The organism is Bradyrhizobium betae (assembly GCF_008932115.1).
GTDB classification, from domain to species: domain Bacteria; phylum Pseudomonadota; class Alphaproteobacteria; order Rhizobiales; family Xanthobacteraceae; genus Bradyrhizobium; species Bradyrhizobium betae.
This window is the reverse complement of the sequence record NZ_CP044543.1, coordinates 3,056,076-3,071,199: the sequence shown is the minus strand read 5'-3', so window position 1 is coordinate 3,071,199 and position 15,124 is coordinate 3,056,076. Positions and strand designations below refer to the sequence as shown.

The window sequence follows — 15,124 nt, the reverse complement described above, 5'->3', positions numbered from 1 at the left end:
CTAGTCTCCTTCGTCAGGCTCGATCTCGCCCCGCCGCGCGCGATCGGCGGCAAGGCGATGTTTCTTCGTATTGGTCGGAGCCGGCTTTTTTTGCGTCGGTGCCGGCTTCTTTTGCGGCTTGGTGTTCTTGGTCGTTTTCTCGCTGATGCTGGCATGCGGCGCCGCCGGCGGCTCCAGGCCGAGATTGCGGCGCATCTCGCGCGCCTGGGCCTTGCCGCGGCGCATCGACTCCGCGATCAGCTCGTCGGTCAGCACCAGCCGCGCCTCGCCGATATCCTCCATCGTCAGGAGAACGTCGATCTCGTCGCCCGACTTGACGTCGTCGCGATGCAGATGCACGCGGTCGCCCTCGACGGCACCGATCTTGCCACGGAACCGCTTCCGCCCCTCATGGGCGACGGCCATCTCGACTTTCACCAGATGGCCCAAATACCGCTCGAAATCCGAGCGACGCACCAGGGGCCGATCGATCCCCGGCGAGGAAATCTCCAGGCGATAGGCGCGATCGATGGGATCGGCGACATCGAGCACGGGCGACAGCGCCCGCGAGATCGCCTCGCAATCCTCGAGCTGCATCGAGCCGTCCGGCCGCTCGGCCATGATCTGCACCGTGCAGCCGGATTCCCCGGAAATGCGGATCCGCACCAGGCGATAACCCATGCCCTCGAGCACGGGCGCCGCGACCGCGGATACCCGTGCCGCCACGCCCGGCTCGACGACGAGCCTCGGCTCGGCCAGCAACTCGGCATCCGTGGAACCAGTGGTCGGTTCGGTCATATCCAGGGTCAAGGCGCTCGATGGTTAAGGCTTGGTTACGACTGCAAAGCCCGCTTCGGAACTTTCCCGACAACGCGTCAGGCCGTATCTTCCGCCAAGCCGCGCTCAGGTAATAAAAAAGAGCGGGTCCTTTCGGGCCCACTCTCACTACGCGGATCGTATGAGAAGATGAATTGGCGCTGATATAGCCCTTTCCGTCCTCCCGGACAAGGCCCATCGCAGGCAGGACGAGGCTTTTTGCGCCCGGTCCGCGGCCCCTCGCGCAACGCTTCCTTCATCAAGCAGGCCTAGATTCCCTGATTGCGGGGCGGCTTGGATCAAGGGCGCACCCGCGGCGTGCCCTGTTCGAGTTGAGTTTCATGACCGTTGCCACGTCGCTCATTCCCGGACTGGACGATATCGTCAAACGCGGTGATCCCCGGCGTCGCGGCGAGATCGCGCGCGCCATCTCCGATCTGTTCTTCCACGATGCCGCAAGGCTCCGTCCCGATCTCATCGAGCTGTTCGACAATCTCCTGATCGATCTCGTCCCGCATGCCGAGCTGGCCTCGCGGGTCGATCTTGCCGAACGCTTCTCGCGCCTGGACAACGCGCCGCCGCATCTGGTGACCCAGCTCGCGCGCGAAAACGAGATCATGGTGGCGGGCCCCGTGCTGCGCCACTCGCCCGTGCTCGACGAAGCCGCCCTGGTCGAGATCGCACGGTTGAAGGGCCAGGGTCATTTGCTGGCGATGACGGAGCGCCCCGCCTTGCCGGCCGTCGTCACCGACGTGCTGGTCGAGCGTGGCGATCGCGACGTGGTGCGGCGCGCGGCCGGCAATGCCGGCGCGGTGTTCTCGCCCGGCAGCTATTCCGAGCTGATCAAGCGTGCGGCACAGGACGGCGTGCTGACGCTCAAGATCGGCCAGCGCGACGATCTTTCGGGCGAGCACCTGAAGGAGCTTCTCAACGGCACGCTCGACGTGATCCGCCGCCGCCTCTCGCGCGTGGTCAATCCGGCGCGGCAGGTCGAGATCAAGCGCGCCATGTCCGCGATCGAGGAGGCCGCTCTGCCGCCCGGGCCGCGGCGTGATTTCTCGGCGGCACAGCGCACCGTGCTCGCCTTGCATCGCGGCGGGCATCTCGGCGAGAGCGCGCTGCTCAGCTTTGCCAAGGCGCACAAATACGAGGAGTCGATCGCCTCGCTCTCGGCGATGGCCGGCGTCCGCCTCTCGGTTCTCGACCGCCTGATCGCGGGCGATCGCTACGATCCAATTCTGATTTTGGGGCGGATGCTGAATCTCGGCTGGCCCACGGTGCGTGCACTGATCCTGATGTGGTACGGCCCGAATCGCGCGCCAGCGGATGCCGATCTTGAACAGGCGCGCGTGAACTTCACGCGCCTGATGCCGGCGACGGCCGAGCGCGTCGTGAAATTCTGGCGCAACCGGCGGACGATCTAGATCCTCCTGAAGCGCAGATACGCCGCCTTGCGCCCTTCGCGCGTGGCCTTCCGGCCGTAGCGCGTCATGGTGTAGCCGTTCCACGGCAGCCGGAAATCGTCGGCGCGTTCGGCGAGCCATCGGAAGTCCGGCGAGCGCGACAGATGCGACAGCGTCCAGGCGCAGTAATCGTCGATGTCGCAAACGAAGCGGAATTCGCCGCCCACCTTCAAGACGCGCGCCATCGCCGCGATCGTCCGGTCCTGGACGAAGCGCCGCTTCCAGTGCCGCCGCTTCGGCCAGGGATCGGGATGGATCAGGTCGATCCGCGACAGCGAGGCCTGCGGCAGCCAGGCCAGCAGTTCGGCGGCGTCGCCCGCGAACAGGCGGATGTTGGCGATGTTGGCGGCCTCGATCTGCGCGAGGATCTTCGCCATGCCGTTGACATAGGGCTCGCAGCCGATGAAGCCGGTCCCGGGGAAGGCTTGCGCCTCGGCCGCAAGATGCTCGCCGCCACCGAAGCCGATCTCGAGCCGCACCTCGTCCGCTGCGGGATCGAAGATCTCGCCGGCATTGGCCGGCGCCTCACCGTCGATGTCGAGCGCAAGATGCGGCAGCAGATGATCGATCAGCTCGGCCTGGTGCTGCCTGAGCTTATGGCCCTTGCGGCGCCCGAAGAAGGCGCGCTCGCCGTCGTCGCGCTCGGGATCTGATTTGCGTTCGCTCATCGCAGCGTCTGGTACAGGCGATGCAGCAGCCGCGCCCGCGGTTCGAGCGACGAGACGTAGAGTTGCTCATAATGGGTGTGCGCGCCCTTGCCGTCGACGCCGAGCCCGTCGAGCGTCGCGGTGTGCGCGGCCGTGAAATTGCCGTCCGAGCCGCCGCCGGTGTGGGTGTCGATCAGCTCGAAGCCGATCTCGGCGGCAAGCGTCCTTGCGTGCTCGTACAGCGAGGCGCCGGAATTGTTCTTCTCGTAGGGCGGACGATTGAGCGCGCCCGTGACCTTGACGGTGACACCTTCCGTCTTCGACGTCAGCCCGAGGATCCTGCCGACGAATTCTTCCGCATCGGTGAAGCTCGGGACGCGCAGATCGATTTCGGCATGAGCCTCTTCCGGCGTGACGTTGGGGCGCGTGCCGCCGCGCACCACGCCGACATTGACGGTGACGCCGCGCTCCAGATCGTTCATTCCCTCCAGTGCCAGGATCACGTTGGCGAGCTCGCGGTTCGCGCTGCGGCCGTCCTGGGGCCGCGTGCCGGCATGCGCGGGCACGCCCTTGATGAACACTTCGAATCTCCCGACGCCCTTGCGCCCGGTGACGATCTTGCCGCCGTCGCGCGCGGGCTCCGTCACCAGAACGTATTTGGCCCTGCGCCCTTCCTTCTCGATCAGCGCGCGAGAGGTGGGGCTGCCGATCTCCTCGTCGGAGGTGAAGACGTGGGTGATGCCGAGCGGCGAGCGATCGGAGGTGGCGCAAAGCGCGCGAAAAGCGTGGTGGGCGATGTAGGCGCCGCCCTTCATGTCGTAGATGCCGGGGCCGAACGCGCTGTCGCCTTCGACCTTGAACGGCAGGCGCTCGATGAATCCCATGGGATGAACGGTGTCGAGGTGGCTCAGCACCAGAATGCCCGGCAGGTCCTGGCCCCAGGTCGTGCGCGCAACGAGATGATCACCGCAGCCGTCGACGCCGGCGATGCGTTCGAGCGTGACCGGCAGATCGCGATATAGCGCCGCGACCAAGGAGATCAGCTTGTTGACTTGTTCAGGCGCTTCCGTCGGCGTCTCGATCTCCACCCAGCGCCGGATGCCGTCGAGAATAGTTTGAGAATCGAACCAATTGGCGTTGGTCATGAGCGCATCTGTGCCTTTGAACCGCATCATCGGAAAGGGCGCGCATCAAAGCGCGGCCGCAAATGACGACATAGGCCAGATTTGGCGCTGTCACAAATCGGACAGCGGTGGCAGTCAGCGCTTGTCGGGACCTTCGCGAGCCGCGATCTGCTCGACGAGATCGACGATCGAGCGCCGCATCTTCGAATCGGTGATTCGCGTGAACGCCTTGGTCAGCGCGAGACCTTCGGAGGTCGCGAGGAAGTCCGAGACGTAAGAGGGCGAAGCGCCTTCCGCGAAGCCGTCCGTTCCGGCCACGCCGCTCGGCCCGCCTTCGAACAGGAACGACACCGGCACCTGCAGAATCTCGGCGATCTGCTGGATGCGGCTCGCGCCGACGCGATTCGTGCCCTTCTCGTACTTCTGGATCTGCTGGAAAGTCAGGCCCAAAGCTTCACCGAGCTTTTCCTGGCTCATGCCCAACATGATGCGGCGCATGCGCACGCGGCTGCCGACATATTTGTCAACAGGGTTGGGCGCTTTCGACATTTCCTGAGCCTCCAAACATCACCGTCGGCGCAATCGAAGAGAATGCCTCAGGTGCAAGCAACGTAAAAATCAAACCCTGTTATTGGGGAACATTGCGGAGAAATTTAGCAATGCCCACTGTCTTTTGCAGCGGGTGCAGAATGAGGAGGCCGCGTGCAGTCTGTCAACCGTGGGACTACGGTTGTCAAAGGATTCCGGTCGCATCGACCGAAAACCGCTAGCGACGGTGTGATTACGGATGCCGTTTGGCAACACGTCGCCTGACCGCCAAAAACACAGCCAGCGCGACGAGCATGGCTGCAGGCACGTCGCCGACCCGCGCATAGACGGTCGGTGGGATTGCGGCAGGCAGGCTTGCATCCAAAATGCCCTCGACCCCGAGGCCAAGGCTTGCAACGGTGCGCCCGACCGGATCGATCACCGCCGAGACACCCGTGTTGGCGGAGCGGACCAGCGGCAGTCCGAGTTCGATTGCGCGCATCCGTGCCTGCTCCAGATGCTGATAGGGACCGGTCGAGATGCCGAACCAACCGTCATTGGTGAGGTTCACGATCCAGCCTGGGCGTTCGTTGCGCCCGGCAACCTCACCGGGAAAGATGGCTTCGTAACAGATCAGCGGCAGCGCGGGTGGTACGCCGGGCACCGGCAGCGCGTGCCGCACGGTGCCGGGAATGAAGCCGCCGCGCATGCGCGTCAGTTGCTCGAAGCCGAGCTTCTCCATCAGGTCCTGGTAGGGCAGAAATTCACCGAACGGCACGAGGTGCAGCTTGTCGTAGACCGAGAGCACGCTGCCGTCGTGATCGATGACGTAAATCGAATTATATGCGCGCGTGATCGGCGTGCCGCGCGGCAAGTCGGGTGCGCGGACTGAACCCGTGATCAGCACCGTGCCCTTCGGCAGCAGTTCGGCGATCTCGGCCATCGCATCGGCTTCGCGGGTCAGGAAGAACGGAAAGGCGGATTCCGGCCAGATCAGGATGGTGGCATCGCGCACGCCGGTCGATTGCGGTCCGGAGGCGCGGTCCGACAGCGCCAGGTATTTCTTCATCACGTCCGCCTTGGCGGCGTAGTTGAACTTTGCGTCCTGCTGGAGGTCCGGCTGCATCAGGCGTAGCTTGGCGCCCGCGACCATCGTGGTCGGATGCAGCGACAGGCGGATCGCGCCGAAGATGCTCATCACGATCAGGAGTGCAATCGCAGCAGCCGGCGCGCGCCACGCCGGGCGGCGATCAGGCGTGCGGTCGATCAGCGCTGCGGGGCTGGCGAAGATCGCGATCGCGACGAACGTCATGCCCCAGAGGCCGATCAACGACGCCGTCTGCGCCAGCGGCAGAGGCTCGGACAGCGCATAGCCGAACGCATTCCAGGGAAAGCCGGTCAGCGCGTGACCGCGCAGCCATTCGGCAATTGTGAGGCTCGCCGCGAGTGCGAGAATGCGCGTGGCATCCTTGGTCCAGAGCAGGCGGGCCAAGGCAAATCCGAGCGCCGTGAAGATCGAGAGATAGGCCGGCAGGCCGAGAACAGCGAACGGCGTCAGCCACGCGAACACATCGGCATCGACGAAGAACGCGTAGCCGATCCAGTAGAGGCCGGGCACGAAATAGCCGAGCCCGAAACAATAGCCGGTCAGTGCCGCGACGGGGACGCCGCCATATCGTCCGGCACCTGCGCCGTCGATCAGCCAGACCATCACAGGCAAGGTGACGAACAGCACCGGAAAGATGTTGAACGGCGCCAGCGCCAGCACCGACAGCGCGCCGCACCCCGTCGCGATGAGCGCGCGCTTCCATCCCCAGGCGAGGATGATGGCGAGGGCGATCTGCCGAAGGCGCTGGAACGGGCTCACTGCGGGCCGGCCCCGTCGCTCGGCGGCGGGGTGGGCGTGTCGCTGGACGGCGGCTGGCCGCTCTCCGGCGTGGTCTCGCGGCGGCGGCTTTCGCGCTGGGTGCGCGGCGCGGCGCGTTCCTTCCGCGTCGAGATGCGCAGCCGCTTGACGCGGCGCGGATCGGCATCGAGCACCTCGATCTCGTAATTGCCGGGGCCCGAGATCACCTCGCCGCGCACCGGCAGACGGCCGACGAAGCTGACGAGATAGCCGCCGAGCGTCTCGACTTCCTCGCCGGCCTCGCCGGTGACGAAATCCTCGCCGATCACCGTGCGGACGTCGTCGAGGCTGGCGCGGGCATCGGCGATGAAGGCGTTGTCGGGCAGACGCACGATCGAGGGCGGCTCGTCGCTGTCGTGTTCGTCGTCGATCTCGCCGACGATCTGTTCGACGATGTCCTCGAGCGAAACCAGCCCGTCGCTGCCGCCATATTCGTCGACGACCAGCGCCAGATGAATGCGCGTGGCCTGCATCTGCGCGAGCAGGTCGATCGCCCGCATCGACGGCGGCACGTAAAGCAGCTTGCGGATGATGCGCGCATCCTGCAGCGGCAGCGCCAGATCGACCGTGCGCAGGTCGAGTCCGGCCGGCAGCGGTTTCTTGCGCTTCGTCTTGGTGGCGTCCGACACGCGCGCCCGCGCGGTCATGTAGGCAAGCAGGTCGCGGATGTGGACGATGCCGACGGGATCGTCGAGGGTCTCGTTGTAAACGACCAGGCGCGAATGGCCGGCGCTTTCGAAGCGGTCCATCAATTCGCCAAGCGGGATGTCGCGCTTCACAGCGATGATGTCGGCGCGATGCACCATGACGTCGGCGATCCGGCGCTCGTGCAGGCCGAGGATGTTGCGCAGCATGGTGCGCTCGACGGTCGAGAAGCCGGTGTCGTCGGGCGTCGTGGCGTCGAGCACGACCTGGAGGTCGTCGCGCACCGATCCGGCCTTCCAGCCGAACAGCGTCCGGATGGCGCGGAGCAGCCAGCCGTCCGCGGTCGGGCGCAGCACCTCGCCTGACGTCACTACGGCCGGCAGATTGGGCGTATCGCGCGGATTGTCGTGGATCGGTTCGGAATCCGGCATCTCAATGCGTCCCTGCACGGTCTGCATAGGGGTCGGGGATGCCGAGATGAGCCAGGATCTGCGTCTCCAGCGCTTCCATCTCCTCCGCCTCGTCGTCGTTCTCGTGGTCGAAGCCGATCAGATGCAGGAAACCATGCACGGCGAGATGGCTCAAATGATGATCGAACGGCTTGTGTTCCTCGTCCGCCTCGCGCCGCATGGTCTCGTAGGCGATCGCGATGTCGCCGAGCATGCGCGGCGCATCGCCCGGCTTCCATTCGGCCTCCGGCTGGAGCGCGGGAAACGACAGGACGTTGGTCGGCTTGTCGAGGCCGCGCCAGTTGCTGTTGAGGGTGCGGATGCCGGCATCATCGGTCAGCATCACGGCCACTTCCGCGCCCGCGACGTCCTCGTCGACAGTTTCGGCGGCGGCCGCAACGGCGCGCTGGATCACGGCTTCGGAATCGGGCTCGCGCTGCCAGCAATCGGCAACGACAAGGACCTCGGTCATGGGAAGGTTGGGGTGTGACATTCTCTTTGTTCGGAACGAAAGGCGCCTGCGTCCGCGCCCGTATGATCCGGCTGTTGTCTCGTCAGAATTTACCGGCGGCCGGCCGCTGCGGCTGCCCTTCATAGGCGGAGACGATCCGCGCCACGAGTTCGTGGCGGATCACGTCCTCGGCCTTGAAATGAACTTGCGCAATGCCTTCGACGCCGCTCAGCAGCCGGGTCGCCTCGGCGAGGCCCGAGGTCTGGCCGTTCGGCAGGTCGATCTGCGAGGGATCGCCCGTCACGATCATGCGGCTGTTCTCGCCAAGACGGGTCAGGAACATCTTCATCTGCATCGATGTGGTGTTCTGCGCCTCGTCCAGGATGATGGCGGCGTTGGTCAGCGTGCGGCCGCGCATGAAGGCCAGCGGCGCGATCTCGATCTCGCCGGTCTGCAGTGCGCGCTCGACGATGCGTGCATCCATGAGATCATAGAGTGCGTCGTAGATCGGGCGCAGATAGGGATCGACCTTCTCGCGGAGGTCGCCGGGCAGGAAGCCGAGCCGCTCACCGGCTTCCACCGCCGGGCGCGACAGGATGATCTTGTCGACCTCCTTGCGCTCGAACAGCTGCGCGGCGTGCGCCACCGCGAGCCAGGTCTTGCCGGTGCCGGCGGGACCGATGCCGAACACCAGTTCGTGGCGCTTCAGCGCCCGGATGTAGGAATCCTGCGCCGCCGTGCGCGCGCGCACCGGGCGCTTGCGCAAATTGATGCTGTCGAAGGTCGACTTGGCCGACTTGGCGTCGAACTCGAATAGCGAGCCTTGGGCGATCACCGCACGGATCGCGCCCTCGACCTCGCCCTGGTCGAGATCCTGTCCCTTCACGGCCTGGGCGTAGAGCGTCTCCAGCACGCGGCGGGCGGCATCGCAGCCGTCGCGCGAACCGCCGATGGTGATGTGGTTGCCCTTGGAATCGACGACGACGCCGAGCCGCCGCTCGATCTGCGCCAGGTGCTGGCCGTAGGGGCCGACCAGCGCGGACGCCGCGCGATTGTCGTCGAAGTCGATGACGACCTGGGTCTCGGGCGGTACTTGCATGTCGCGGTCGAATTTGCGGCTGGGAGCGATAGAAGACGAATCCGATGCACTTTTTGGCAAGGGTTCAGGCTCCAGTGGCTATGGGCGAAAAAGCGGGCTCGCGCGCAACGCGCGGTGTGGCGAGCTCACCGAGGAAGCTGTAGCGTTCGAGGCTGTCGATCCGCACCGGCAGGATTTGTCCGATGATGTCGGGCGAGGCAATCACATGGGCGGGCTGAAGGAAAGCGGTGCGGCCGACGATCTGGCCGTCCCTGCGCGCCGGACGTTCGAACAGCACATCGACCGTTGAGCCAATCGCAGCCTTGTTGAAGGCCGATTGCTGGCTGTCGATCAGTTCCTGGAGCCGCTCCAATCGCTGGTCCATCTCGGCGGGGGACACCGTCTCCTGCATGTCCGCAGCCGGCGTTCCCGGCCGGGCGGAGTATTTGAACGAATAAGCCGCAGCGTAGCCGATTTGCGTGACAAGCGCGAGTGTGGCGAGAAAATCTTGCTCGCTTTCGCCGGGGAAGCCCACGATAAAATCTGATGAAAAAGCAATGTCTTGGCGCGCGGCCCGGAAACGGTCGACGACCCGCCGGTAATCATCGGCGGTATGTTTCCGGTTCATGGCGGCCAAAACCCGGTCCGAGCCCGACTGGACCGGCAGGTGCACGAACGGCATCAGCTGGCCGAGATCGCGATGGGCTGCAATCAAACTGTCGTCGACGTCGCGGGGATGGCTGGTCGAATAACGCAGCCGGGCGATGCCGGGAATCTTTGCCAGATGCTCGAGCAACCGGCCGAGCGGCCAGCTTTTTCCGTCCGGCCCCTCGCCGTGATAGGCGTTGACGTTCTGCCCGATCAGGGTCAGCTCGCGCACGCCGTTGTCGGCCAGCCGCTTCACGTCGTCGATGATCTTCGCGACGGGGCGCGAGACCTCGGCGCCGCGCGTATAGGGCACGACGCAGAAGGTGCAGAACTTGTCGCAGCCTTCCTGCACCGTGACGAAAGCGGAAATGCCGCGTGCGCGGATCGCGGCGGGCTTGGGCTGGGCCAGGAAGCCGAATTTGTCGGCTGCGGGAAATTCGGTCTCGATCGCGCGGCCCTCATCGCGCGCTCGCTTCAGAAGCTCCGGAAGGTGATGATAGCTCTGCGGGCCGACCACGACGTCGACGACGGGCGCGCGGCGCGTGATCTCTCCACCCTCGGCCTGCGCCACGCAGCCGGCGACTGCGATCTGCATCGTGCGGCCCCCGCGCGCGGCCTCGTCCTTGGCGACGCGCAGCCGGCCGAGCTCGGAATAGACCTTTTCGGAGGCCTTCTCGCGGATATGGCAGGTGTTGAGGATGACGAGGTCGGCGTCCTCGGCGCTGGCGGTCTCCACGAATCCTTCCGGAGCCAGAGTGTCCACCATGCGCTGGGCATCGTAGACGTTCATCTGGCAGCCATAAGATTTGATGTGCAGCTTGCGCGGCGGCGTCATGGAACCCGGAATGGAGCTGGAGGACGGCCCTGAGATATAGGCTGGAGCAGCGAAAATCCAGCGAATGGGGCCAAACGGTCATTCCGGGGCGCCCGTATAGCGGGCGAAGCCGGAATCCAGAGGTTTTGGGGCGAGATTCTCAGGTGCGCAAGGGCGCACCATAGTTCGATGCTACACATCGCCCCGGAATGACAGCAATGGCTAGCCCGCCAGAGCGTCCGCCCCGACCCGCCGGACCAGCTCCGGCAATTGATGCATATCGGCAAAGGTCAGGTCGGCGCCGGCCTGGCGCAGGGTCTCGGCATGGCCGTCCCCGCAATGGCTGCCGCCGCAAAAGCCGAACACGGTCATGCCGGCCGCCCGGGCGCCGGCGATGCCGGCAAGGCTGTCCTCGATGACGACACAGCGTGCGGGGGGCACGCCCATCTCCCTGGCCGCGAACAGGAACAGATCCGGTGCCGGCTTGCCGTTCTTCACCTGCGAGGCCGAAAAGATGTTTGGCGCGAGGCGGTCATAGAGGCCGGTGCTCCCCAGGCTCACCTGCATGCGCTGGTGCGAGCCGCTCGAGGCGACGCAGACGCGCTGCGTCACGACATCGAGCACGTCATGGATGCCGCGGATCGCTTCGAGGTCGGCCTCGAACGAGCGAAACAGCTCGTCCTGCAGATCGCCATGATAGGCTTCGGGCAGCTTGCGGCCGAGCTCGGTTTCGATCTCCAGATTGGCCTGTTTTGTCGAGCGGCCGAGAAAGCGCTCGAACACCTGCTCCGAGGTGATCGGATAGCCGTGCTTCGTCAGCACATCCGCATGCGTGCGGCAGGAGATCACCTCGCTGTCCACGAGCACGCCGTCGCAATCGAAGATGATGAGGTCTATCGGCACGAAACTAAGACGTCGGCTTGTCGTCGTCGAGCGGGACGCAATACAGCTCGAGCCGGTGATCGACCAGCTTGTAGCCGAGCTTGCGGGCGATCTCCGCTTGCAGCTTCTCGATCTCTTCGGAGGTGAACTCGATCACCTTGCCGTCGCGCAGATTGATGAGGTGGTCATGGTGGCTGTCGCGCATCGTCTCGTAGCGCGCGCGGCCCTCGCGGAAATCGTGGCGTTCGATGATGCCGGCATCCTCGAACAGCTTGACGGTGCGGTAGACCGTCGAGATCGAGATCTTGTCGTCGACGGCGACGCAGCGCCGGTAAAGCTCCTCGACATCGGGATGGTCGATCGCCTCCGCGAGCACGCGGGCGATGACGCGGCGCTGCTCGGTCATGCGCATGCCGGTCGCGGCACAGCGTGCCTCGATGCCGGACGCCTTGGATGCGGTGGAAGGTTTAAGTCCAGTCATGTGTTGTCTGCCTGACGGGGCGCTTTCTGCCATCGATATTACGACAAGTCACGTCGCATCAGAAGTGCATTCAATTGTTCCCCGTTGGGCTGCTTATAGTAGCGTTCGCGGCGTCCGACCACCACGAATCCGGCCCTGTCATAGAGCCGCCGTGCCGGCTGGTTGTTCTCCTCGACCTCCAGAAATATCGTGCGCACGCCGCGCCCGGCGAGATGACCGAGATGGGTCATCAGCAGCATGCGGGAGAGGCCGCGGCCGCGATGGGCCTGGTCGACCGCGATCGAGAGAATTTCCGCTTCGTCCGCGCCGATCCGCGACACCGCGAAGCCGATGACCCTGCGGCCGAGGCGCAGGCGATGGACGAGCGTGTTGCGCTCGCCGAGCATGGCCTCGAACTCGCCTTCGCCCCAGCCGTGAGCGAAGGACTGGCCGTGAAGCTGCGCGAGCCGCAGCGCGTCGCGCGCGGAGCCGGGTTCGACGACGGGCGTGCCGCCGCGCCACCATTCCGAAAACCATCTCATCATGAGCTTGCGGCTTGTGCGAGCGGCGGCGCTGCGGTCGGCTTTGCGTCGGGCGCCTTCAGATAGAACGGCCGTGCCGGATTTGTCTCGGGATCGGCGGCTGCGCCGAGCCATGCGACCCAGCTGATGTCGGGCGCGGGCTGCGCGTCGACCGTGACAGGTTGCGGCGCATCCTTCGGCCAGCGATCGGCGAGGAGTCTTGCGCCATCTCCGACCAGATGCGGCGCGCCGAATTTCGAGGCCGCGATCGCCTCGTCGATGGGGGCGACGCCCGGCCGCACCAGCTGGCTGCCGTCGCCGGCGACGATCTGGAAATAGACGTGATCGTGCCGCGCATCGATGGCGGATATCACCGGCGCCGTTCCGCTCTGACCGACGATGGCGGCGGCATAGGCCGACAACGTCGTCAGCCCGACGGCCGGACGCTTCGCCGCCAGCGCAAGTCCGCGCGCCGCCGAGATGCCGACGCGCAATCCGGTGAAGCTTCCCGGACCGACGGTGACGGCGATGCGGTCGAGCGAGGTAAAGGCGAGATCGGCGGACTTCATGACGCGCGCGATCATCGGCATCAGCGCTTCGGCGTGGCCGCGCTTCATGAGGAGCTGCTCCCGCGCGAGGAGCTCGCCGGCGTCGGTGTCGAGAACGGCGGCCGCGCACGCCTCCAGCGCGGTATCGATGGCAAGGATCAGCATCGAAGCAGCTTAGTCGGTTCCGCCGCGGTCGAACCAGCCCAAGTTTGATTTCTCGACAGGCGCATGATCGCCTCCGTAATTCTACGTGAGCGGGAATCTGGCGGAATCTTCGTGCCCCATTTTTGAAGCGACTGCATGCATCTGCAACTTCTGGGATGGCTAAGTCATTGAAATATTGTCATTTTAAGAAAGCATTAGCAATCAAATGCCAGCTTCCGTGCATAGCGGGAAAGCAAGTCAACGACGACTTGGACGATGCATTTTGGCGGACCAGGCCACGCGCGGTCCGGGCATTTGCGAAGGGATTTCATTGATGTTTTTTTGGCGTAGCGGCGCCTCGGCGCGGGAGGCATTGGCTCAGGTCATGGCGCTCGGCAGGTCGCAGGCGGTGATCGAGTTCAATCTCGACGGCACCATCATCACCGCCAACCAGAACTTTCTGGACGCGATGGGCTATCGGCTCGAGGAGATCCAGGGCAAGCACCACAGCATGTTCGTGATGCCGGACCAGCGCAGCAGTGTGGCCTATCGTGAGTTCTGGACGCGTCTTGGCCGCGGCGAATATCAATCCGCCGAGTACAAGCGGCTCGGCAAGGGCGGGCGGGAAATCTGGATCCAGGCGTCCTACAATCCGATCGTCGACGAGGCCGGCAAGCCCGTGAAGGTCGTCAAGTTCGCCACCGACATCACCGCGCGCAAGATTCGCAGCCTGGAGGACGCCGGAAAGATCTCTGCGATTGGTCGTGCCCAGGCGGTGATCGAGTTCAATCTCGACGGCACCATCATCACGGCCAACGAGAACTTCCTGAGCACGGTGGGCTACCGGCTCGACGAGATCCAGGGCAAGCACCACAGCATGTTTGTCGGCGCCGGCGAGCGCGACAGCGGCGCTTATCGTGAGTTCTGGGCGAAGCTGGCGCGCGGCGAGTTCCAGTCCGGCGAGTACAAGCGGTTCGGCAAAGGGGACAAGGAGGTCTGGATCCTCGCTTCCTACAATCCGATCCTCGACGAGGCCGGCAAGCCGTTCAAGGTGGTGAAGTTCGCCACCGACGTCAGCGCGCAGAAGCTGACGAACGCGAACTTCGCCGGGCAGATCGAGGCGATCGGCAAGTCGCAGGCCGTGATCGAGTTCGACATGGACGGCAAGGTGCTGACGGCCAACGAAAACTTCCTCGGTGCGCTCGGTTATGCGCTGCCCGAGATCGTCGGCAAGCACCACAGCATGTTCGTGCCGCACGACGAACGCGAGAGCGAGGCCTATCGCGATTTCTGGACCAGGCTGAACGCCGGCGAATTCCAGTCCGGCGAATATCTGCGCATCGGCAAGGGCGGTCGCCAGGTCTTTATCCAGGCCTCCTACAATCCGATCCGCGATCTCAATGGCAAGCCGTTCAAGGTGGTGAAATACGCGTCCGACACCACCGCCCAGGTGATCGCGCGCAAGCGCAGCGAGAAGGTGCGCGACATGATGGAATCGGTCGCCGCTGGCGCCGAGGAGCTCAACGCCTCGGTGCGCGAGATCGCGGAAGCGATGACGCGCTCGCGCGAGACCGCGTCGACCGCAGTCGGCCGGGTCGAGGCGGCGGACCAGCAGGCCCACCGGCTGACGCAGGCGGCCGAATCGATGAGCATGATCGTCCAGCTGATCGGCAACATCACCGGCCAGATCAATCTGCTGGCGCTGAATGCCACCATCGAATCCGCCCGTGCCGGCGAGGCCGGTCGCGGATTTGCGGTGGTTGCGTCGGAGGTGAAGAATCTCGCCAATCAGGCCAAGCAGGCGGCCGACAAGATCGAGCAGGAGATCAGCAATCTCAACGGCATCTCGGTCGACGTCGTCGCCGCGCTGGAATCGATCAGGGGCGCGATCCAGGGCGTCAGCGAGTACGTGTCGTCAACCGCTGCCGCCGTCGAAGAGCAGAGCACCGTCACCAACGAGATGTCGGCGAGCATGCGCAAGGCGGCGGAAGAAGCCGCGAGCATCGGCCAGGCGGCGTAGG

The 15,124-nt window shown here is 65.1% G+C and carries 15 protein-coding genes; 2 read left to right on the top strand and 13 right to left on the bottom strand.

The genetic code is table 11. From position 1 onward, the window contains the following. Positions 1 to 777 (bottom strand): ribosome maturation factor RimP, encoded by a 777-nt coding sequence (rimP, locus tag F8237_RS14660; RefSeq protein WP_151645635.1) that lies wholly within the window; start codon positions 775 to 777, stop codon positions 1 to 3. A 359-nt stretch (positions 778 to 1,136) separates the two neighbouring features. Between rimP and F8237_RS14655 the strand changes: the two genes are divergently transcribed. After that, positions 1,137 to 2,219, top strand: coding sequence for a DUF2336 domain-containing protein (locus F8237_RS14655; RefSeq protein WP_151645633.1), 1,083 nt, complete (start codon positions 1,137 to 1,139; stop codon positions 2,217 to 2,219). Here F8237_RS14655 and trmB read toward each other — a convergent pair. The 12 genes from trmB to tsaB form a co-directional block, all read right to left on the bottom strand. Continuing rightward, positions 2,216 to 2,926 carry a tRNA (guanosine(46)-N7)-methyltransferase TrmB gene (trmB, locus tag F8237_RS14650; protein WP_151645631.1) on the bottom strand — a complete coding sequence of 237 codons (711 nt, stop codon included), beginning with the start codon at positions 2,924 to 2,926 and terminating at the stop codon, positions 2,216 to 2,218. The genes F8237_RS14655 and trmB overlap by 4 nt on opposite strands. Next, complete coding sequence (locus tag F8237_RS14645; RefSeq protein ID WP_151645629.1) at positions 2,923 to 4,080, bottom strand: M20 family metallopeptidase; 1,158 nt, start codon at positions 4,078 to 4,080, stop codon at positions 2,923 to 2,925. The genes trmB and F8237_RS14645 overlap by 4 nt, the downstream gene beginning before the upstream one ends. An 84-nt stretch (positions 4,081 to 4,164) precedes the next feature. Further along, positions 4,165 to 4,578 carry a helix-turn-helix domain-containing protein gene (locus F8237_RS14640; protein ID WP_151645627.1) on the bottom strand — a complete coding sequence of 138 codons (414 nt, stop codon included), beginning with the start codon at positions 4,576 to 4,578 and terminating at the stop codon, positions 4,165 to 4,167. A gap of 232 nt (positions 4,579 to 4,810) precedes the next feature. Next, the gene (gene lnt / locus F8237_RS14635; protein ID WP_151645625.1) at positions 4,811 to 6,424 is read right to left on the bottom strand and encodes an apolipoprotein N-acyltransferase; all 1,614 of its coding nucleotides are present in this window, start codon (positions 6,422 to 6,424) and stop codon (positions 4,811 to 4,813) included. Then, complete coding sequence (locus tag F8237_RS14630) at positions 6,421 to 7,539, bottom strand: hemolysin family protein (RefSeq protein ID WP_162006055.1); 1,119 nt, start codon at positions 7,537 to 7,539, stop codon at positions 6,421 to 6,423. Before F8237_RS14630 ends, lnt begins: the two co-directional genes overlap by 4 nt. Before the next feature lies 1 nt (position 7,540). After that, a complete protein-coding gene (ybeY, locus tag F8237_RS14625) occupies positions 7,541 to 8,029 on the bottom strand; it encodes an rRNA maturation RNase YbeY (RefSeq protein ID WP_374761637.1) in 489 nt (162 codons plus the stop codon). 82 nt (positions 8,030 to 8,111) lie between these two features. Continuing rightward, a complete protein-coding gene (locus tag F8237_RS14620) occupies positions 8,112 to 9,107 on the bottom strand; it encodes a PhoH family protein (protein ID WP_151645618.1) in 996 nt (331 codons plus the stop codon). Positions 9,108 to 9,171: 64 nt separating this feature from the next. Beyond that, a complete protein-coding gene (gene miaB / locus F8237_RS14615) occupies positions 9,172 to 10,569 on the bottom strand; it encodes a tRNA (N6-isopentenyl adenosine(37)-C2)-methylthiotransferase MiaB (RefSeq protein WP_151645616.1) in 1,398 nt (465 codons plus the stop codon). 201 nt (positions 10,570 to 10,770) lie between these two features. Beyond that, a complete protein-coding gene (locus tag F8237_RS14610) occupies positions 10,771 to 11,451 on the bottom strand; it encodes an HAD family hydrolase (RefSeq protein WP_151645614.1) in 681 nt (226 codons plus the stop codon). Positions 11,452 to 11,455: 4 nt separating this feature from the next. After that, a complete protein-coding gene (locus tag F8237_RS14605; protein WP_014438677.1) occupies positions 11,456 to 11,911 on the bottom strand; it encodes a Fur family transcriptional regulator in 456 nt (151 codons plus the stop codon). 38 nt (positions 11,912 to 11,949) lie between these two features. Then, positions 11,950 to 12,435 carry a ribosomal protein S18-alanine N-acetyltransferase gene (rimI, locus tag F8237_RS14600; RefSeq protein WP_151645612.1) on the bottom strand — a complete coding sequence of 162 codons (486 nt, stop codon included), beginning with the start codon at positions 12,433 to 12,435 and terminating at the stop codon, positions 11,950 to 11,952. Further along, on the bottom strand, positions 12,432 to 13,124 hold the full coding sequence (gene tsaB / locus F8237_RS14595) for a tRNA (adenosine(37)-N6)-threonylcarbamoyltransferase complex dimerization subunit type 1 TsaB (RefSeq protein ID WP_151645610.1): 693 nt from the start codon (positions 13,122 to 13,124) through the stop codon (positions 12,432 to 12,434). Before tsaB ends, rimI begins: the two co-directional genes overlap by 4 nt. 313 nt (positions 13,125 to 13,437) lie before the next feature. Between tsaB and F8237_RS14590 the strand changes: the two genes are divergently transcribed. Then, positions 13,438 to 15,123, top strand: coding sequence for a methyl-accepting chemotaxis protein (locus F8237_RS14590; RefSeq protein WP_167527476.1), 1,686 nt, complete (start codon positions 13,438 to 13,440; stop codon positions 15,121 to 15,123). The last annotated feature ends 1 nt before the right edge of the window (position 15,124 follow it).

Excerpts from the sequence above, each read along its gene's own strand:
- rimP (WP_151645635.1), bottom strand. The coding sequence starts at position 777 with ATGACCGAACCGACCACTGGTTCCACGGATGCCGAGTTGCTGGCCGAG.
- F8237_RS14655 (WP_151645633.1), top strand. The coding sequence starts at position 1,137 with ATGACCGTTGCCACGTCGCTCATTCCCGGACTGGACGATATCGTCAAA.
- trmB (WP_151645631.1), bottom strand. The coding sequence starts at position 2,926 with ATGAGCGAACGCAAATCAGATCCCGAGCGCGACGACGGCGAGCGCGCC.
- F8237_RS14645 (WP_151645629.1), bottom strand. The coding sequence starts at position 4,080 with ATGATGCGGTTCAAAGGCACAGATGCGCTCATGACCAACGCCAATTGG.
- F8237_RS14640 (WP_151645627.1), bottom strand. The coding sequence starts at position 4,578 with ATGTCGAAAGCGCCCAACCCTGTTGACAAATATGTCGGCAGCCGCGTG.
- F8237_RS14630 (WP_162006055.1), bottom strand. The coding sequence starts at position 7,539 with ATGCCGGATTCCGAACCGATCCACGACAATCCGCGCGATACGCCCAAT.
- ybeY (WP_374761637.1), bottom strand. The coding sequence starts at position 8,029 with ATGACCGAGGTCCTTGTCGTTGCCGATTGCTGGCAGCGCGAGCCCGAT.
- F8237_RS14620 (WP_151645618.1), bottom strand. The coding sequence starts at position 9,107 with ATGCAAGTACCGCCCGAGACCCAGGTCGTCATCGACTTCGACGACAAT.
- miaB (WP_151645616.1), bottom strand. The coding sequence starts at position 10,569 with ATGACGCCGCCGCGCAAGCTGCACATCAAATCTTATGGCTGCCAGATG.
- F8237_RS14605 (WP_014438677.1), bottom strand. The coding sequence starts at position 11,911 with ATGACTGGACTTAAACCTTCCACCGCATCCAAGGCGTCCGGCATCGAG.
- rimI (WP_151645612.1), bottom strand. The coding sequence starts at position 12,435 with ATGATGAGATGGTTTTCGGAATGGTGGCGCGGCGGCACGCCCGTCGTC.
- tsaB (WP_151645610.1), bottom strand. The coding sequence starts at position 13,124 with ATGCTGATCCTTGCCATCGATACCGCGCTGGAGGCGTGCGCGGCCGCC.
- F8237_RS14590 (WP_167527476.1), top strand. The coding sequence starts at position 13,438 with ATGTTTTTTTGGCGTAGCGGCGCCTCGGCGCGGGAGGCATTGGCTCAG.